We start from the raw sequence: 16,602 nt of genomic DNA, 5'->3' as shown, positions 1-16,602 counted from the left end.
AGGTTGAGGGAGGTAAAAAAATAAAACCTTAGACAAGGAAACTACAGAAAGGAAAAACAAATGTTTAAGTATTTGAAAAAGCCATTCAAAATCAAAACAAACAAGCTCGTCATCAAAATTAACTTGTTGGTCATAACATTTGAATGGCATATCGAAATCGGATAGTGATTTTCACTATCCACCCCCTCGGGGGTGTACTTAAATATTAACAAAAAATGCTATGAAAGTAAAATTTAAAGCAACAAAACATTCTTTTGATTGGAAAGCATTTCTAGGTTGGTTGGTCATTATCGGGCTAATCGCTTGGTTCTTGCTAAAATAAGGAACAAACATGATTGAAGTATTATCAAAACAAGAAATTTTAAACTTACTAACTACAAACTCACGTTATCAGATTTCCAAAGCAACAGGAATATCTGAACAGACGTTATCAAATTACGCAAACGGCGTTACAGATGTCGGGCGTATGTCATACAACAATGCTATCAAATTAACAAAATACGCAAAAGAAAACGAGGTAGAAACAATGAAACACACTGAACAAGAAATTTTAGATATTATCAAAGATATGGAACTTGAACCAGATATGCTTGATATTTGGGAAGATAAAGACGGAAATATCAGCATTGAAGCCCGTGGAATGGCGCCAGCCGATGAGCGTGAACGTAAAATGCAATATATCGGCTCTGTTGATAACGGCGACGTAACTTTTGAATAGAAAAATCAGGAAAAATATAGTATAACTTTTGTAAGTGCTACCAAAGGAGAAAATGAAAATGAACGCTAAAGAATTACTTGAAGAAATCAAAAACAATGAAGTTCAATACGCAATCGTAGACGATAAAGGCGCTGTCTACTGTAATCACGAAACAGATAATATCATGGATATTTATGGTTTAACTGATGAAGAAGACGGTCACTTCTATGGCGTATACAGCGATATTCTGGGACAAGCTGATAGCCGTGGCGCAGATGACGAACGTATCTTAAAATCAATTGAGCTCATGCTAAGTCTCGGTAAACCTGTTAAACGTTCAGAATTAAAACACGGTAAAGATTTCAAACGTACTTACTTCTTTGGTGGTATCATTGAAGAAATGGAACTTAAAAAACGTTTTGGCTTGTAATAAAAATAAAAGGCGGTCTGGTTAGACCGTCTTTTTGTTATAGTTTTAATAGGGTATTTTAGTTTCCTACATTTGGTTACATGGAAAATCTAGAATTTCAAAACCTTTTTCTTTGTAAGTGTCGTAGAGATTTTGAAGTCCTTCGTACTGAGGTGTTAAACCACAACCTGTTGCAGTATTAACAACCAAGAGAACTTTACCTTGGTATTTTGATAGTTGAACGTCAGAACCATCTTGTGCTTTAACAGTAAAATCGTAAATATTAGTCATGATTAAGCTCCTTTGTATAAGTAATGATTTGGTCGACAGTATCGCTTAGGAATTGGATAGTGTCACGAAGTGGTTGAGCTGTTGAAATATCAGCTCCAATTAGTTTAGCAGTTTCAAGTGGTGTGCGTGAGCCACCAGATTTTAAGAAATTAAGCCAATCATTGGCACCATTTGGGTTATTCTTCAAGTTGAGGTAACCAGCAGTTGAAATGACCATACCAGCTGAGTAAGTGTAGCTATAAAGTCCCATATAGTAATGACTTTGTCGCATCCAAGTCAGAGCAGCATCGTCATCAATCTCAACAGCATCACCCCAGAATTGGCTTAGAATATCTTTCATAATTTGGTTGAGTTGTTCAGCTCCAAATGTTTTTCCTTCTTCGATGAGGTTGTAAACACGACGTTGGAAGGCAGCCTCAAGCAAATGTGTGATGAAGTTATGGAAGTAAGTATCTGTTAAACGGTGCGCCAGTGCAAAACGTTTTTGGCGTGGATTGTCAAATTGTCTTTCCAGATAATCACTTAATAAAAGCTCATTAAAAGTTGATGGAGCTTCAACATAGTAAGTTGACATGTGTGTGTTGAAGTAGCTTTGATTATTATCTGAGAAGATAAATTGACCAGAGTGTCCGATTTCGTGAATCAATGTATAAACATCAGACATACGTCCAGTCCAGCTCATAAGGATATAAGGGTGAACCTTGTAAGGGTCAGCAGCGTAGCCACCTGAGTCTTTGTTAGCGTTGGCAGCAAAGTCCACCCAACGTTCTTTTCTAAAACGTGAGACTTCATTTGCGTACTCTTGTCCGAGAGGTTCGACAGATTTCATCACCAAATCATAAGCATCATCGATAGTAACGGCTGGATTTAACTCAGCATCTAAATCTAACTTCCAGTCGGCAAAAGTCATTTTTTCAAGTCCGTTAACTTTAGCAACGTGTTTGAGGTATTTTTGTGCAACTGGTGCAAACTCAGTCATGATAAGGTCGATTTGGCGGTTGAACATATCGCGGTCAACTTCTTGTTCAGCAAGTAAGTAGTCAAAGACAGACTCATAACCACGCATGTCAGCGATGATTTTTTCAGATTTGACTTGGGCAAGATAAGCGCTAGCAGCGGCATTTTGGTGCTTACGAAGACCAGCTGAGAAAGAACGAAAAGCTTTTTCGCGAACCTCAGCATTTTCATGGTTTTGATAGAAGTTTTCGTAAGTGACAAATGAGTTCTTGTAAACTTTGCCATCAACTTCAAAATCATCCATTTCAAAGTCACCAGCACGCATTTTTGTATAAATGTCTTGCGGAGCTCCAAAGATTTCACCGAGATTAGTCAAAGTCTTTTCAACTTCTGGTGAAATGAAGTGGCTCTTCTTGATTTTTGCTTGACGAATAGCTGCGCTAAAGTGTGGATTAGCTTCTAAGGTATCAAGAATGTCAGAATCAGCTGTTGCAAGAGCAGTGTCAAAGAAGCTTAGAGCTACATTTGCTTTGGTGAAGAAATCTGCACCAGCTTTAGCAATTTGTGCAAATTCTTCGTTGCTAAAATCTGTCGTTTGTGGCATGAAGGCGTAGTTATCGATATGGCTCATTTCGATATAAATTTGTTCGACTTCATAAAGCGCACGTGTGAAATCATCCACAGTTTTTAAGTTATCTTGGTAATTCTTTTTGAAAAGATTAATGTCTTCAAGTGTTTTTTCAATACTACGAAGAAAATCTTCGCGGTCTTGATAGAGTGCACTTAAGTCCCACAATTCATTTTCAGGAAACTCCGAACGTTGTTTCAGCTCCATATAAAACTCCTTTTTAAAACTTTTTTATAAATCAGTATAGCAGAAAAAAACGGTAAAACGAAAAAAGAAGTACTGAAATCTTCAAAAACTATAAAAACGTTAACAATGTTAATATAACAGTGATTTTAAGACTTTATTTTCTGCAATTTGAGTTTAAGTTTATTTAAAAAGTCAGAAAATTATATAAAATAATAATCAATTTATAGAAATTGGGTTACATTTTCGGAAAAAAGTGGTATGATAAAGTAGTACGCTTGTAATAAAGGATTAAAATCCGAACAAAAAAGGAGTGAAGAGTGTGACAATCCAAAAACTGGAGAACAATGATACCCAGTCGATTATTACCGAGGAAGTCAAAGTACTAAAAAGCTTGCTCGATGAAACAACCCATCAGATGGTTGGTGATGAGGTATTCGCTAAAATTCAAAACATTGTTGAATTGTCAGCAAGTGATGAATATGTCAAACTTGAAGAATTAGTAGCTCAGTTGACCAACGAAGAGATGGTTGTTGTGTCTCGTTATTTTTCAATTTTGCCACTGCTAATCAACATTTCAGAAGACGTTGACTTCGCTTATGAAATCAATTACCAAAATAATACAAATCAAGATTATCTTGGTAAACTTTCTTTGACAGTTGATATGGTTTCAGAAAGTGAAAATTCAAAAGAAATCCTTGAGAACGTAAATGTTGTACCTGTCTTGACTGCTCACCCAACACAAGTTCAACGTAAAACGGTTCTTGAATTGACTAATAAGATTCACGACCTTTTGCGCAAATACCGTGATGTGAAAGCAGGAGTTGTTAACCGTGAAAAATGGTACACTGACTTACGCCGTTATATTGAAATCATCATGCAAACGGACATCATTCGTGAGAAAAAACTTAAGGTAAAAAATGAAATTACCAATGTTATGGAGTATTACAATACATCCTTGATTCAAGCGATTACTAAGTTAACGTCAGAGTACAAACGTTTGGCAGCAGAAAAAGGTATTGATTTGACTGATCCAAAACCTATTACAATGGGTATGTGGATTGGTGGTGACCGTGACGGTAACCCTTACGTAACTGCTGAAACCCTCCGTTTATCTGCTACTGTACAAAGTGAAGTAATCATTAATTACTACATTGAAAAATTAACAGGACTTTACCGCACATTCTCACTTTCAACAACTTTGACAAAAATTAGTCCGGAAGTTGAACGTTTAGCAGAGCTATCTAGCGATAAATCAATCTACCGTGAAAACGAACCATATCGTAAAGCTTTCAACTATATCCAATCAAAATTGATTCAAACTTTGATTGAATTAAAAGCTGGTCCAACAATTTCACGTAAAGCACTTGAAAATAGCAAACTTGGTTCTGACGTTTACACAAGCACTAATAATGCAAGTGTTGTTGCTAAATATTTGCAAAACAAAGTCAACAAAGTTTCATCTGAACTTCAAGATGAAATTCCAAGTTATAAAACAGCTAAAGAATTTAAGGATGACTTGCTTGTCATCAAACAATCATTGCTTGACAATGGTGATGATGCACTCTTGACTGGTGACTTTAGTGAGTTGCTTCAAGCTGTAGACGTCTTTGGATTCTACCTTGCAACAATCGATATGCGTCAAGACTCAAGTGTGAACGAAGCTTGTGTTGCTGAATTGTTGAAACAAGCAAACATCGTTGACGACTATAGTTCTCTTTCTGAAGAAGAAAAAGTCAAAGTTCTTCTTAAAGAATTGCAAGAAGACCCACGTACGTTGTCATCAACTAATGCTGAAAAATCTGAACAACTTCAAAAAGAATTGGCTATCTTCAAAACAGCTCGTTACCTTAAAGACAAATTAGGTGATGAAGTTATCAAACAACACATCATTTCACACACTGAAAGTGTTTCTGATATGTTTGAATTGGCTATCATGCTTAAAGAAGTTGGTTTGCTTGACAATCAAAAAGCGCGTGTTCAAATCGTTCCACTTTTTGAAACTATCGAAGACCTTGAAAATTCACGTGCAATCATGGAAGAATTCCTTGATTATGACATTGTTCGTCGTTGGATTTCAGCTAATAAAGGTTACCAAGAAATCATGCTTGGTTACTCTGATAGTAACAAAGATGGTGGATATCTATCATCTGTATGGACACTTTACAAAGCTCAAAACGAATTGACTAGCATCGGTTCTGAACGTGGTATCAAAGTAACATTTATCCATGGTCGTGGTGGTACTGTTGGTCGTGGTGGTGGTCCATCATACGAAGCAATCACATCACAACCGTTTGGTTCAATTAAAGACCGTATCCGTTTGACTGAACAAGGTGAAATCATCGAGAACAAATACGGCAATAAAGACGTTGCATACTACAATCTTGAAATGCTTGTTTCAGCGACTGTCGACCGTATCGTGACTCGTATGATTACTAATCCTGATGAAATTGATACTTTCCGTGAAACAATGGACGGTATCGTGACATATTCAAACGGTGTTTATCGTGATTTGGTATTTGGTAATCCGCATTTCTACGATTACTTCTTCGAAGCTACTCCAATCAAAGAAGTATCAAGTCTAAACATCGGTTCACGTCCAGCTGCTCGTAAAACAATTACAGAAATTTCTGGACTTCGTGCAATTCCTTGGGTATTCTCATGGTCACAAAGCCGTATCATGTTCCCAGGTTGGTATGGTGTTGGTTCAGCCTTCAAACATTTCATCGATGCTGAAGAAGGCAACCTTGAAAAACTTCAACACATGTACGAAAAATGGCCATTCTTCCATTCACTTCTCTCAAATGTTGACATGGTACTTTCTAAATCAAACATGAACATTGCTTTCCAATATTCACGTTTGGCTGAAAGTGAAGAAGTCCGTAATGTCTTCAATATTATCCTAGATGAATGGCAATTGACAAAAGATGTTATCTTAGCAATTGAAAAACACGATAGCCTTCTAGAAGAAAACCCATCACTTCGTGCAAGCTTAGATTATCGTATTCCATACTTCAACGTTTTGAACTACATTCAAATTGAATTGATTAAACGTTTGCGTCATGATGAGTTGGATGAAGGTTACGAAAAACTTATTCATACTACTATTAATGGTATTGCCACAGGACTACGTAACTCTGGCTGATACGTTTAACCACTTGGATCTGAGACAGTTGTCTCAGATCCTTTTTTGTTTAAGCAAAAATCAGAAAGCTAGTGAATTTCAACGCAGTCTTTTTTTTACATCAGAAAGATGGTATAATGTCATATGATAAACTCGAAATAATATAGGTGACTCTATGAAAATTGATAAAAGGCATCTCCTAAATTACTCTATCCTTGTGCCTTATTTAATCCTTTCAGTAATCGGCTTAATTGTTGTTTACTCAACAACTAGTGCAACGCTGATTCAGTATGGTGCTAACCCCTTTGCATCTGTACTTAACCAAGGCGTGTTCTGGATTATTAGCTTGGTTGCTATCCTTTTTATTTATAAATTAAAGTTAAACTTTCTAAAAAATTCTCGTACATTGACAATGACGATGATGGCAGAAGTAGTGCTCTTGCTGATTGCACGTTTCTTTACGAAGACCGTTAATGGTGCTCACGGTTGGATTGTCATCGGACCAATCAGTTTCCAACCAGCTGAGTACTTGAAGATTATTATCGTATGGTATTTGGCATTTACATTTGCTAGACGTCAAGAATTGATTTCAACATATGACTACCAAGCTTTGACTAAGCGAAAATGGTGGCCAAGCAAGTGGAGCGATTTGAAAGATTGGCGTGTTTACTCGCTAGTGATGATTCTTTTAGTTGCTGCGCAGCCTGACTTAGGAAATGCGGCTATTATCGTTCTAACGGGGTTAATCATGTATTCTGTTAGTGGAATTGGCTACCGCTGGTTCTCAGCTATCTTAACAACAGTAACGGCTCTTTCAACAGTCTTTTTAGGTTTAATCGCTATTGTTGGGGTTGATAAGATGGGGAAAGTTCCAGTCTTTGGTTACGTTGCTAAACGCTTCAGTGCTTTCTTTAATCCATTTAACGATTTGTCTGATTCAGGTCACCAACTGGCTCATTCTTATTATGCGATGAGTAATGGTGGTTGGTTCGGACGAGGCTTGGGAAATTCAATTGAAAAAGCCGGTTACTTGCCAGAAGCAACGACAGACTTTGTTTTTCCAGTGGTAATGGAAGAACTTGGGATGATTGGTGCATGCTTAATTTTAGCTTTGCTATTTTTCCTTATTTTACGAATTATGCACGTCGGTATTAAAGCTAAAAATCCATTTAACTCAATGATTGCTCTGGGAATTGGCGGAATGATTCTGATGCAAACTTTTGTTAACATTGGTGGTATTTCAGGCTTGATTCCATCAACTGGGGTAACCTTCCCGTTTTTATCACAAGGAGGAAATAGTGTCCTTGTCTTGTCAGTAGCAGTCGGATTTGTGCTCAATATCGACGCTAATGAAAAACGTGAAGAAATTTACCGTGAAGCAGACGCTGAGCTCGAAGCAAAAAAACGAGCAGCAATCATCGAAGAAGATAACGTTATCGACTTAGATAGTTTCTATTAAAAATAGAAAAATCTCCTAACATAGGAGATTTTTTTGTTTTTTCCAAAAAATAATCGTGTTTATTAGTGTAGAAAAAATACTTAAAAAAGCACTAAATAGCAAAGAAAATCTAAAATAAATAAAAATACTTGCAATTCTTGCATAATTTGTTAAAATAGTAAGGTAAAGTTAGACTGTATTGCCTACTGTCTATCTATAAAATATATTTTATTGGAGGCTTTTACCCAAATGGCAAAAGAAAAATACGATCGTAGTAAACCACACGTTAACATTGGTACAATTGGACACGTTGACCACGGTAAAACTACTTTGACAGCTGCAATTACAACAGTTCTTGCTCGTCGTCTTCCAAGCGCAGTTAACACACCAAAAGACTACGCTTCAATCGATGCTGCTCCTGAAGAACGCGAACGCGGTATCACAATCAACACTGCACACGTTGAGTACGAAACTGAAAAACGTCACTATGCTCACATCGACGCTCCAGGACACGCGGACTACGTTAAAAACATGATCACTGGTGCTGCCCAAATGGATGGTGCTATCCTTGTAGTAGCTTCTACAGATGGTCCAATGCCACAAACACGTGAACACATCCTTCTTTCACGTCAAGTTGGTGTTAAACACCTTATCGTCTTCATGAACAAAGTTGACCTTGTTGATGACGAAGAATTGCTTGAATTGGTTGAAATGGAAATCCGTGACCTTCTTTCAGAATACGATTTCCCAGGTGATGAAATCCCTGTAATCCAAGGTTCAGCTCTTAAAGCCCTTGAAGGTGACACTCACTACGAAGACATCATCATGGACTTGATGAACACTGTAGATGAATACATTCCAGAACCAAAACGTGATACTGACAAACCATTGCTTCTTCCAGTCGAAGACGTATTCTCAATCACTGGTCGTGGTACTGTAGCATCAGGACGTATCGACCGTGGTACTGTTAAAGTCAACGACGAAGTTGAAATCGTTGGTATCCGTGACGACATCCAAAAAGCTGTTGTTACTGGTGTTGAAATGTTCCGTAAACAACTTGATGAAGGTATCGCAGGGGATAACGTTGGTGTTCTTCTTCGTGGTATCCAACGTGATGAAATCGAACGTGGTCAAGTTCTTGCTAAACCAGGTTCAATCCACCCACACACTAAATTCAAAGGTGAAGTTTACATCCTTACTAAAGAAGAAGGTGGACGTCACACTCCATTCTTCAACAACTACCGTCCTCAATTCTACTTCCGTACAACTGACGTTACAGGTTCAATCGAACTTCCAGCAGGTACTGAAATGGTAATGCCTGGTGATAACGTTACTATCGACGTTGAATTGATTCACCCAATCGCCGTTGAACAAGGTACTACATTCTCAATCCGTGAAGGTGGACGTACTGTTGGTTCAGGTATCGTTTCAGAAATCGAAGCTTAATTTTAGTTAATTAATTAAGTTCCCAGATAACAATTATTAGTCAGATAGTAATTGTGAAAAAGGGCCCCGTAAGGGGCTCTTTTTTTGTGATTTTATTTGATGTTTGTGCCTAAAAATTCCCTCTAACCTTTAAAAGATGCTGAAAATATGATAAAATAAGGGGGTAAATAAAAATAGAAGAGGTATGTGAAATGTCACGTAAACCATTTATCGCTGGTAACTGGAAAATGAACAAAAATCCAGAAGAAGCTAAAGCATTCGTTGAAGCAGTAGCTTCTAAATTGCCTTCATCAGAACTTGTTGAAGCTGGTATCGCAGCTCCTGCACTTGACCTTTCAACAGTTCTTGCTGCAGCTAAAGGTTCAAACCTTAAAGTTGCTGCTGAAAACTGCTACTTTGAAAACGCTGGTGCATTCACTGGTGAAAACAGCCCTAAAGTATTGTCTGAAATGGGAACTGACTACGTTGTAATCGGTCACTCAGAACGTCGTGAATACTTCCACGAAACTGACGAAGATATCAACAAAAAAGCTAAAGCAATCTTCGCTAACGGTATGCTTCCAATCATCTGCTGTGGTGAAACTCTTGAAACTTACGAAGCTGGTAAAGCTGCTGAATTCGTAGGTGGACAAGTTTCAGCTGCTCTTGCTGGATTGTCAGAAGAACAAGTTTCTTCACTTGTTATTGCATACGAACCAATCTGGGCTATCGGTACTGGTAAATCAGCTAGCCAAGACGACGCACAAAAAATGTGTAAAGTTGTTCGTGACACAGTTGCAGCAGACTTCGGTCAAGCAGTAGCTGACAAAGTTCGCGTTCAATACGGTGGTTCAGTTAAACCTGAAAACGTTGCAGCTTACATGGCTTGCCCAGACGTTGATGGTGCCCTTGTTGGTGGTGCATCACTTCAACCAGAAAGCTTCCTTGCTCTTCTTGACTTTGTAAAATAATCAAGAAACTTTGAAGTTATAAAAACTACTTGCTATTTGGCAAGTAGTTTTTTTGTATGAAAAAAAGCTTTGGAAACTAGATTCCAAAGCTTTTTAATTAATAACGTCTAAGTAATTTTTTGAGATTATGAATAAGTTTGTATTTGAGTGGACGAGGGTAGTAGCGGAAAGTCCCCATTTTACGGGTGATATAGCCGTTATAGTTCTGTTTGAAGCGCAGAACACCATCTGATCCATCAAATTCTCCCGTGATACCTAGAAGGTTATAGGTTGTAATACCGCGTTTAATTGCTTCTAGCATGACGTGCTCTTGGAGAAGAGCTGGAGCATAGAATTTGTTGAATTCGGTATAGGAACCTGAGAAGAGGTAAACAGCCTCTTGTTTAGTGTAAACAAATAAACTACCTGCTAAAATAACATTTTGTGAACCATATTTTTCGATGAATTGTTTAGCTTCCTCGATACGAGTATCAAATGTTGCAGATTGACTTGATAGCTCACGCAATTGATTATGTTTCTTCTCTGAGGCATTGTTATTTTCAATAGCAGTCTTGAGCTTATCAATTTTTTGATTGAGCTTAGCTTGATCAGCTTCTAGGTGTTTTAGATAATCTTGGAAGTTGAGGCTTGCAACCATAAATTCACAAGAGTCACCAAAACTATCATAGAAATCTTGGTAGTATTCTAAAGACTTATCGACATAATCTCTTCGATTTGAAGTTGCAGACGTAATTTCTTTGAATAGTGGTAATTCAGTACGGTCAAGTTTTCGAAGAGTGATTCCAAAGGTTTTTGCTTTTTTAACTAAAGGACGACCTTTTTTGCTGAAAGATTTTAACAAATTTTTATCAGTGATGTCTGTCAAATCTTTAACGTAGTGCCAGTCTGGCTCTCCACCGGGGTAACCTGTTAGGAGTCCATCGTGCTGGTAACCAAGTGAGACAAAATCTTCAATAAGATTTTTCTTTTCATCATCAATTGGCTCGCCATTAGTATCAAAGTGCTGGTAGGTATCAAATGGTTTTACTAAAAGTTCAATTGCTCCATTTTCCTTTGCGTAGGTCTGAAGTTCTTTATAAAAAGCTTTTAGATAACTTTGGTTGCAAGAAGCAGGTCCAGAGTTGATTTCCATATGGAGCCCACCAGCCATTGGCATGCTGAAAAGAACACCAGCGACTTGTAATTCTCCATCTTCTTTTAGTCCAAGATATGTGACTTGATAGCCGCGCTTTTCTAGTAAATCAGCCATTTCGACAGATTGCATAAATGACTTGTAGTCGACTTTATCACAAAAAGTTTCAAAAACATTTTTATCAATAATCTCAAGAGACATTAATGGTTGTTTCTCCTTTGTTTACGGACGTTGTAAGCCCAGTTTGATAGTTTATAAAGTAAACCATTTACTGGAATGTTAAATTCACCGATGAATTCTTCAATAGTTGGATTGAAGTTTGATTTGAATTTTGTTAAACCGTCATCAAGAGTTCCTTCAACTCCACCCATGTTTGCCCAAATGATTCCGTCAGCGTATGCATCTTCGAATACTTTTGGATAAAGTGAGTATTGAGGGTAGAATTTTTTAAATTCGTCATTCATACCAGCGTAAAGCATTTCCATAACGTTACCGAATGATACTGACAAGATACCAGCGATGATAAGTTCATCAGGATATTTTTCAACGAATTCTTCGAATTCTTTGATGTATTTAGTAACAGAATTTTTTTGTTGAGTGAGTTTTGTCAAACGTTTCTTTTGGTGTTCAGCTGTTTCAGACAAATCTTTTTCGATTTGAGCGAGTTGTTCTTTGTATTCAGCCAAACGTTTTGGCAAGTTCACTTTTGCCAAGTGAAGGTAAGCATCGTCACCATAGATTTCCATCATTTTGCGGAAGTAGTCTTCGTTACGAAGAGCAACTCCTTTACGAGTTTCTGTAAGAGCTACGACATCTGCGAACGCTTTGACATCATCGATAGTACCACGAGTTGTGATGACACCACGGTGAACAGCATCTTTCATCAAACGTTTAGTGTGTTTAGGGAAAGTTGATGTCATGTCTTCTTGTGTGTAGACATTAGCTTGGAAACGTGGCTGAATGCTTTCAGCAATTGTAGTTGTACGTCCAGTCCATTCGCAACCTGCAGCTTTCAAATTGTCGATGGCAAGAAGTGTGTCTTTGTTTTCGTCAACTTCTTCACCGATTTTGTATTGTTTAAGTAGCAAAGCTGGGTCCATTTTGATGAAAAGGGCGCGTTTTGTTTTACCGTATTTTTTAAGTGAGCTAATCACAAAAGCAACGAGTTCCTTGTCGCTGTAGTCCATGATTGGTCCACGTGGAATGTAAAGCATTGTGAAACCAAGTGGCAAAGCTTTGATAAGGATAGACGCTGACGCAACTAATTGGTCATCTTTGTAGAAACCGATGCGTTCATTATCCCAATTGTCTTTGACCTTTTCCCAATTTGATGATTGTAGAAGGTTTGTTTGGTTGCTTGCTTTTGCAAAATTATCGTGTTCTTCAGCTGAGATACCGATTTTATAGCTATACATTATTTTAAGACCCACTCTCTAAGGGCGTGTGCTACGCCGCTTTCTTCGTTTGATTTTGTAATATATTTAGCAATTTCTTTAAGTTCAGGTGTACCATTTTCCATAACTACTGGGTTACCAACAGCTTCAAGCATGGCACGGTCGTTTTCAGCATCACCGATTGCCATTGTTTGGTCTGGTGTAAGTCCCATTTTTTCAGCTAGGTGCTTGATGGCATTCCCTTTACTTGCTTTTTTATTCATGAATTCTAGGTAAAATGGTGTTGATTTAACAATCGTGTATCGATCAAAGAATTCTTGTGGAATTTTCTCGATAGCAGCATCTAGAATTTCAGGTTCATCAATGAACATCATTTTAATGATTTCTTTATCGCCCATTTCTTCAGGTGTGCGGTAAAAAATTGGCATGTTAACCAAGCTTGATTCATGAACAGTGTATTTTCCGATGTTACGATTAGCTGTGTAGATGCCTTTTTTCGTGATGGCATGCATGTGAACATCTAATTTACGGCTAAGAAATTCAATATCAAGATAATCTTCATAGGTCATGGTTTCAGTGATGATGTTCTCACCATTTGATGTATCTTGAACTAGTCCACCATTGAAGGTAATGACATAATCGCCTTCTTCTTTAAGGTTTAATTCATTAAGAAGTGGCTGAACACCAGGGATTGGACGTCCAGTTGCGATGATGACTTTAACACCTTGTTTTTTAGCTTCTTGTACAGCCTCAAAAACTTCTGGCGTGACTTTGCGGTCGTTGGTTAAAAGTGTGCCGTCAATATCGACAGCGACTAATTTAATAGACATAAGGTTCATTTACCCCTTCTAAAAATCTCTACCTATATATCTTACTAAAAAGTGGCTTATTTGTCATGGGGAACATAGGGAAATCTACTAGGTACCGTTTTCATTTTGAAATAAAAAGAATAAGAATCAAAATGAAGTGGTTAGCAACATTTTAATCCTTACTCTTTTAGTCATGAAAAACGAAATGGTCGTTTGAAATGTAACTCATAAATTGTTTTTTATTTTGGGCAAAAAGGTCATTATCCTCTAGCATTTCTTTTGGGAAATAGAAGCGTCGGTCGCCATAAATGGTTCCAGTCAAAGTTTTTACAATAGGTGAAATGGTTGAGAGCTCAACGACAGAGCCATCTTTTTGAATCATGTTAATTTCAGTTCGTGGCTCTTTCTTTTCGGGACGATAGATGTCATAAGGCAAATCAAAATTGACATGAATGCCTGTGTAATATTCTGGGTCAAAACCAACAGATTTGACTAAGTCGACTAAGTGACTGAGCTCTTTACGAGAATTTTCTTCGAAAGTGATTGATTTTAGAACCTTGCGATTGATAAAGCGACTAGCTAAATCAGCTAAAATCTTGTCTTCAGATTTCATCCAAGCTTGAAAGTAAGTGTTCATCACACCGTCATCCAAAGAAAGATAATCTTCTAAATTAGCTTCATTTGCTAAAAATGGTGTCAAGTTTGGTGAAGTTTTTTCAAAAAATTGACTATCGAGTTGATAGAGGTGTTTAGCTCGTTTTAAGAGATTCTGCAACAAGACTTCCATGCCTCGACTGGCTGGATGGAAATAGACTTGCATATACATTTGAAATCGGCTGACGATATAATCCTCGACAGCATGCATACCATTATACTCAAAAACGATGCCATCTTTTGTTGGACGGATGACACGTAAGATACGTGTTAGGTCAAATTGCCCATATTTTGCACCACTGTAATATGAATCTCGCAAAAGATAGTCCATGCGGTCACAGTCAATTTGGCTTGAGATGAGTTGAACGACTTGTTTATTGTGATAGGTGTGATTGATGACACTTGCGACTTTTTCTGGGAAATCAGGTGATACACGTTTTAAAATAGCGTTGATTTCAGTATCTGGGCTAGTAATGATTTCTTGAGTGATGGCTTCATGGTCGGTATCAAAAAGTTTTTCAAAAGTGTGCGAATAAGCACCGTGTCCGACATCATGCAATAGCGCAGCGACCATGGTCAAAAGATTTTCACTAGAATCCCAAATATCAGGAAATTTCTCATCGAAAATTTCTGTGACGCGTCTAGCAATTTCATAAACACCAAGGCAGTGTGAAAAACGACTGTGTTCAGCACCGTGGAAGGTATAAACAGTTGTCGAAACCTGCTTAACACGGCGTAGACGTTGAAATTCTTTGGTATTGATAAGGTCATAAATGACCGGATGATTAACAGTTATATAATTGTGAACTGGGTCACGAAATACTTTTTCATTCATAATTTCATTATAGCAAAAATGCCAAAAAATCCTGACTATTTAAATCGTGTCATATTTGTATTTACGAATTTTGAAAAATTGCTTATAATTGAGATTATGACAAATGAACTTATTTTACGTTTAATCCAAATATTTTTGGTATTTTTGATTATCTGGGTTTTGGGAAATATCTTTTTCCATGCCAAGAAAAATAAAATTAATCTAAAAGAAAAATTTTGGACAGGTCTCTGGATTGGGTATTTTACTGATTTATTAGACACTTTGGGAATCGGAACTTTTGCAACAAGTACCGCACTTTTTAAGGCAACAAAATTAGTAAAAGATGACAAACAAATTCCAGCAACACTGTCTACAGCACACGTCATTCCGGTAATGATTGAAGCGCTTTGCTTTATTACGATTGTTAAAGTAGAATTGCCGACCTTGCTAACAATGGCAGCAGCTTCTTTTGCAGGAGCTTTTGTCGGAACGCGAATCACTAAAAATTGGCCAACACAAAAAGTACAAAGAGTACTAGGAACTTTGCTGATTGTGGCAGCCATTATCATGGGATACCGTATGATTGCAAATCCAGGTGCTGGAGTTGGTGACAGTGTTCATGGTCTTCATGGCATTTGGCTCATGATCGGGGTGGTTTTCAATTTTACAGTTGGAATTCTGATGACGATGGGACTTGGAAATTACGCTCCAGAGTTGATTTTCTTCTCGCTACTTGGTATCAATCCTTCAATAGCACTTCCAGTGATGATGCTTGATGCCGCTGTTATCATGTCAGCAAGTACGACAGATTTTATCAAATCAGGTCGTGTCAATTGGCCAGGTGTGCTAGGAATTATTGTTGGTGGTTCTCTAGGAGTACTGACAGCAGCATTTTTCCTCAGCCAACTTGATATCAATAAATTTAAAGTTCTTATTATTTTCATTGCTATTTTTACTGGAACAAGCTTGCTTCGTTCATCAGCTATCAAGCGCTAACTCAGCGCAATTTCTGGCTTTGTGAAGGAAGAATTGGTATAATTTTAGAGAAAGGAAGAAGCTAATACTAGATGAAACTTCATATTAAGAATAAGATTAATGTTGATGGACAAGTTGAGTTCGTTGAGCAATCATACCCTGTCAAATTAACAGAAAAAAATGGTCATATCTATCTTACTTACACTAATGAAGAAAAAGAAACTGTCATGTTGAAATGTAATGACCAAGAATTGATTATGACGCGTTATTCAAATCCAAAATCAATCATGCGTTTTCATCGTGAAAATCCAGCCGTGGTCGCTATTCCAACTCCTGTTGGATTACAACATTTGCAAACAAAAACAAGTGTTTATGAATTGGATGAGACTAAGCAAAATCTAAAAATTCATTATCAACTAAAACAGCTTGAAGGAGATAGTGTTTTTGCCAATTATCAACTAGAAATCAAATGGTTGTAAGCATAAACAAAGCTTGATATATAAGGCTTTTTGACTAATGTGTTTAGTTGACAAAGTTTTTAAAAATTGATATGATTACTCTGTATTCAAGGGAGTAGCAGACGGGTAAAACCCGTGACATGGTCGTCATTACGAAAGAAATTTCCGGCCCTGTCTTAAACAGCGAGACTTGTTTTAAAAAAACAGGTCTCTTTTTCTATAGAGGAGACCATAGGAGGAAGC

The 16,602-nt window shown here is 37.4% G+C and carries 12 protein-coding genes and 2 pseudogenes; 8 read left to right on the top strand and 6 right to left on the bottom strand.

Annotated elements, in window-relative coordinates; translation table 11 throughout:
* Window positions 1–331: 331 nt before the first annotated feature.
* A complete protein-coding gene (locus ACNTMY_RS06540) occupies window positions 332–718 on the top strand; it encodes a hypothetical protein (RefSeq protein ID WP_423215841.1) in 387 nt (128 codons plus the stop codon).
* 58 nt (window positions 719–776) lie between these two features.
* A complete protein-coding gene (locus ACNTMY_RS06535) occupies window positions 777–1,127 on the top strand; it encodes a hypothetical protein (protein WP_423215840.1) in 351 nt (116 codons plus the stop codon).
* Between the two features lie 72 nt (window positions 1,128–1,199).
* Here the strand turns inward: ACNTMY_RS06535 and ACNTMY_RS06530 are convergent.
* Window positions 1,200–1,397: pseudogene (locus ACNTMY_RS06530) on the bottom strand (redoxin domain-containing protein); the annotation flags it as partial.
* On the bottom strand, window positions 1,390–3,189 hold the full coding sequence (gene pepF, locus ACNTMY_RS06525; protein WP_423215839.1) for an oligoendopeptidase F: 1,800 nt from the start codon (window positions 3,187–3,189) through the stop codon (window positions 1,390–1,392). The pseudogene ACNTMY_RS06530 and the gene pepF, both read right to left, overlap by 8 nt.
* 298 nt (window positions 3,190–3,487) lie before the next feature.
* Here pepF and ppc point away from each other — a divergent pair, with 298 nt between their 5' ends.
* The 4 genes and pseudogenes from ppc to tpiA all read left to right on the top strand — a co-directional run bounded on the left by ppc (window position 3,488) and on the right by tpiA (window position 10,123).
* On the top strand, window positions 3,488–6,310 hold the full coding sequence (ppc, locus tag ACNTMY_RS06520) for a phosphoenolpyruvate carboxylase (RefSeq protein WP_423215838.1): 2,823 nt from the start codon (window positions 3,488–3,490) through the stop codon (window positions 6,308–6,310).
* Between the two features lie 154 nt (window positions 6,311–6,464).
* A pseudogene (locus ACNTMY_RS06515) lies at window positions 6,465–7,673 on the top strand (FtsW/RodA/SpoVE family cell cycle protein); the annotation flags it as partial.
* A 303-nt stretch (window positions 7,674–7,976) separates the two neighbouring features.
* A complete protein-coding gene (tuf, locus tag ACNTMY_RS06510; protein WP_423214875.1) occupies window positions 7,977–9,173 on the top strand; it encodes an elongation factor Tu in 1,197 nt (398 codons plus the stop codon).
* Window positions 9,174–9,364: 191 nt separating this feature from the next.
* Window positions 9,365–10,123 (top strand): triose-phosphate isomerase, encoded by a 759-nt coding sequence (tpiA, locus tag ACNTMY_RS06505; RefSeq protein WP_009854602.1) that lies wholly within the window; start codon window positions 9,365–9,367, stop codon window positions 10,121–10,123.
* Window positions 10,124–10,220: 97 nt separating this feature from the next.
* Here tpiA and ACNTMY_RS06500 read toward each other — a convergent pair whose 3' ends face one another.
* From ACNTMY_RS06500 to ACNTMY_RS06485, 4 genes are all read right to left on the bottom strand, one after another.
* Complete coding sequence (locus tag ACNTMY_RS06500) at window positions 10,221–11,456, bottom strand: aminoacyltransferase (RefSeq protein WP_423215837.1); 1,236 nt, start codon at window positions 11,454–11,456, stop codon at window positions 10,221–10,223.
* Window positions 11,456–12,670 (bottom strand): aminoacyltransferase, encoded by a 1,215-nt coding sequence (locus tag ACNTMY_RS06495; protein WP_033153064.1) that lies wholly within the window; start codon window positions 12,668–12,670, stop codon window positions 11,456–11,458. The genes ACNTMY_RS06500 and ACNTMY_RS06495 overlap by 1 nt, the downstream gene beginning before the upstream one ends.
* Window positions 12,670–13,479 carry a sugar-phosphatase gene (yidA, locus tag ACNTMY_RS06490; RefSeq protein WP_134775487.1) on the bottom strand — a complete coding sequence of 270 codons (810 nt, stop codon included), beginning with the start codon at window positions 13,477–13,479 and terminating at the stop codon, window positions 12,670–12,672. The genes ACNTMY_RS06495 and yidA overlap by 1 nt, the downstream gene beginning before the upstream one ends.
* A gap of 166 nt (window positions 13,480–13,645) precedes the next feature.
* A complete protein-coding gene (locus tag ACNTMY_RS06485) occupies window positions 13,646–14,947 on the bottom strand; it encodes an HD domain-containing protein (protein ID WP_423215836.1) in 1,302 nt (433 codons plus the stop codon).
* Between the two features lie 96 nt (window positions 14,948–15,043).
* On the opposite strand from ACNTMY_RS06485, the gene ACNTMY_RS06480 reads away from it, so the two are divergent.
* Both ACNTMY_RS06480 and ACNTMY_RS06475 read left to right on the top strand, forming a co-directional pair.
* Window positions 15,044–15,922, top strand: a complete 879-nt coding sequence (locus tag ACNTMY_RS06480; RefSeq protein WP_420543411.1) for a TSUP family transporter — start codon at window positions 15,044–15,046, stop codon at window positions 15,920–15,922.
* Window positions 15,923–15,993: 71 nt separating this feature from the next.
* On the top strand, window positions 15,994–16,380 hold the full coding sequence (locus tag ACNTMY_RS06475) for a DUF1934 domain-containing protein (RefSeq protein WP_004232675.1): 387 nt from the start codon (window positions 15,994–15,996) through the stop codon (window positions 16,378–16,380).
* Window positions 16,381–16,602: the final 222 nt, after the last annotated feature.

The organism is Streptococcus equinus, from assembly GCF_049393735.1.
Classification (GTDB): Bacteria; Bacillota; Bacilli; order Lactobacillales; family Streptococcaceae; genus Streptococcus; species Streptococcus equinus_G.
The sequence above is the reverse complement of the archived record's forward strand: the minus strand, read 5'-3'. Positions and strand labels throughout refer to the sequence as shown.

Coding starts and splice junctions, on each gene's coding strand:
- ACNTMY_RS06540 (WP_423215841.1), top strand. CDS start 332: ATGATTGAAGTATTATCAAAACAAGAAATTTTAAACTTACTAACTACA.
- ACNTMY_RS06535 (WP_423215840.1), top strand. CDS start 777: ATGAACGCTAAAGAATTACTTGAAGAAATCAAAAACAATGAAGTTCAA.
- pepF (WP_423215839.1), bottom strand. CDS start 3,189: ATGGAGCTGAAACAACGTTCGGAGTTTCCTGAAAATGAATTGTGGGAC.
- tuf (WP_423214875.1), top strand. CDS start 7,977: ATGGCAAAAGAAAAATACGATCGTAGTAAACCACACGTTAACATTGGT.
- tpiA (WP_009854602.1), top strand. CDS start 9,365: ATGTCACGTAAACCATTTATCGCTGGTAACTGGAAAATGAACAAAAAT.
- ACNTMY_RS06500 (WP_423215837.1), bottom strand. CDS start 11,456: ATGTCTCTTGAGATTATTGATAAAAATGTTTTTGAAACTTTTTGTGAT.
- ACNTMY_RS06495 (WP_033153064.1), bottom strand. CDS start 12,670: ATGTATAGCTATAAAATCGGTATCTCAGCTGAAGAACACGATAATTTT.
- yidA (WP_134775487.1), bottom strand. CDS start 13,479: ATGTCTATTAAATTAGTCGCTGTCGATATTGACGGCACACTTTTAACC.
- ACNTMY_RS06485 (WP_423215836.1), bottom strand. CDS start 14,947: ATGAATGAAAAAGTATTTCGTGACCCAGTTCACAATTATATAACTGTT.
- ACNTMY_RS06480 (WP_420543411.1), top strand. CDS start 15,044: ATGACAAATGAACTTATTTTACGTTTAATCCAAATATTTTTGGTATTT.
- ACNTMY_RS06475 (WP_004232675.1), top strand. CDS start 15,994: ATGAAACTTCATATTAAGAATAAGATTAATGTTGATGGACAAGTTGAG.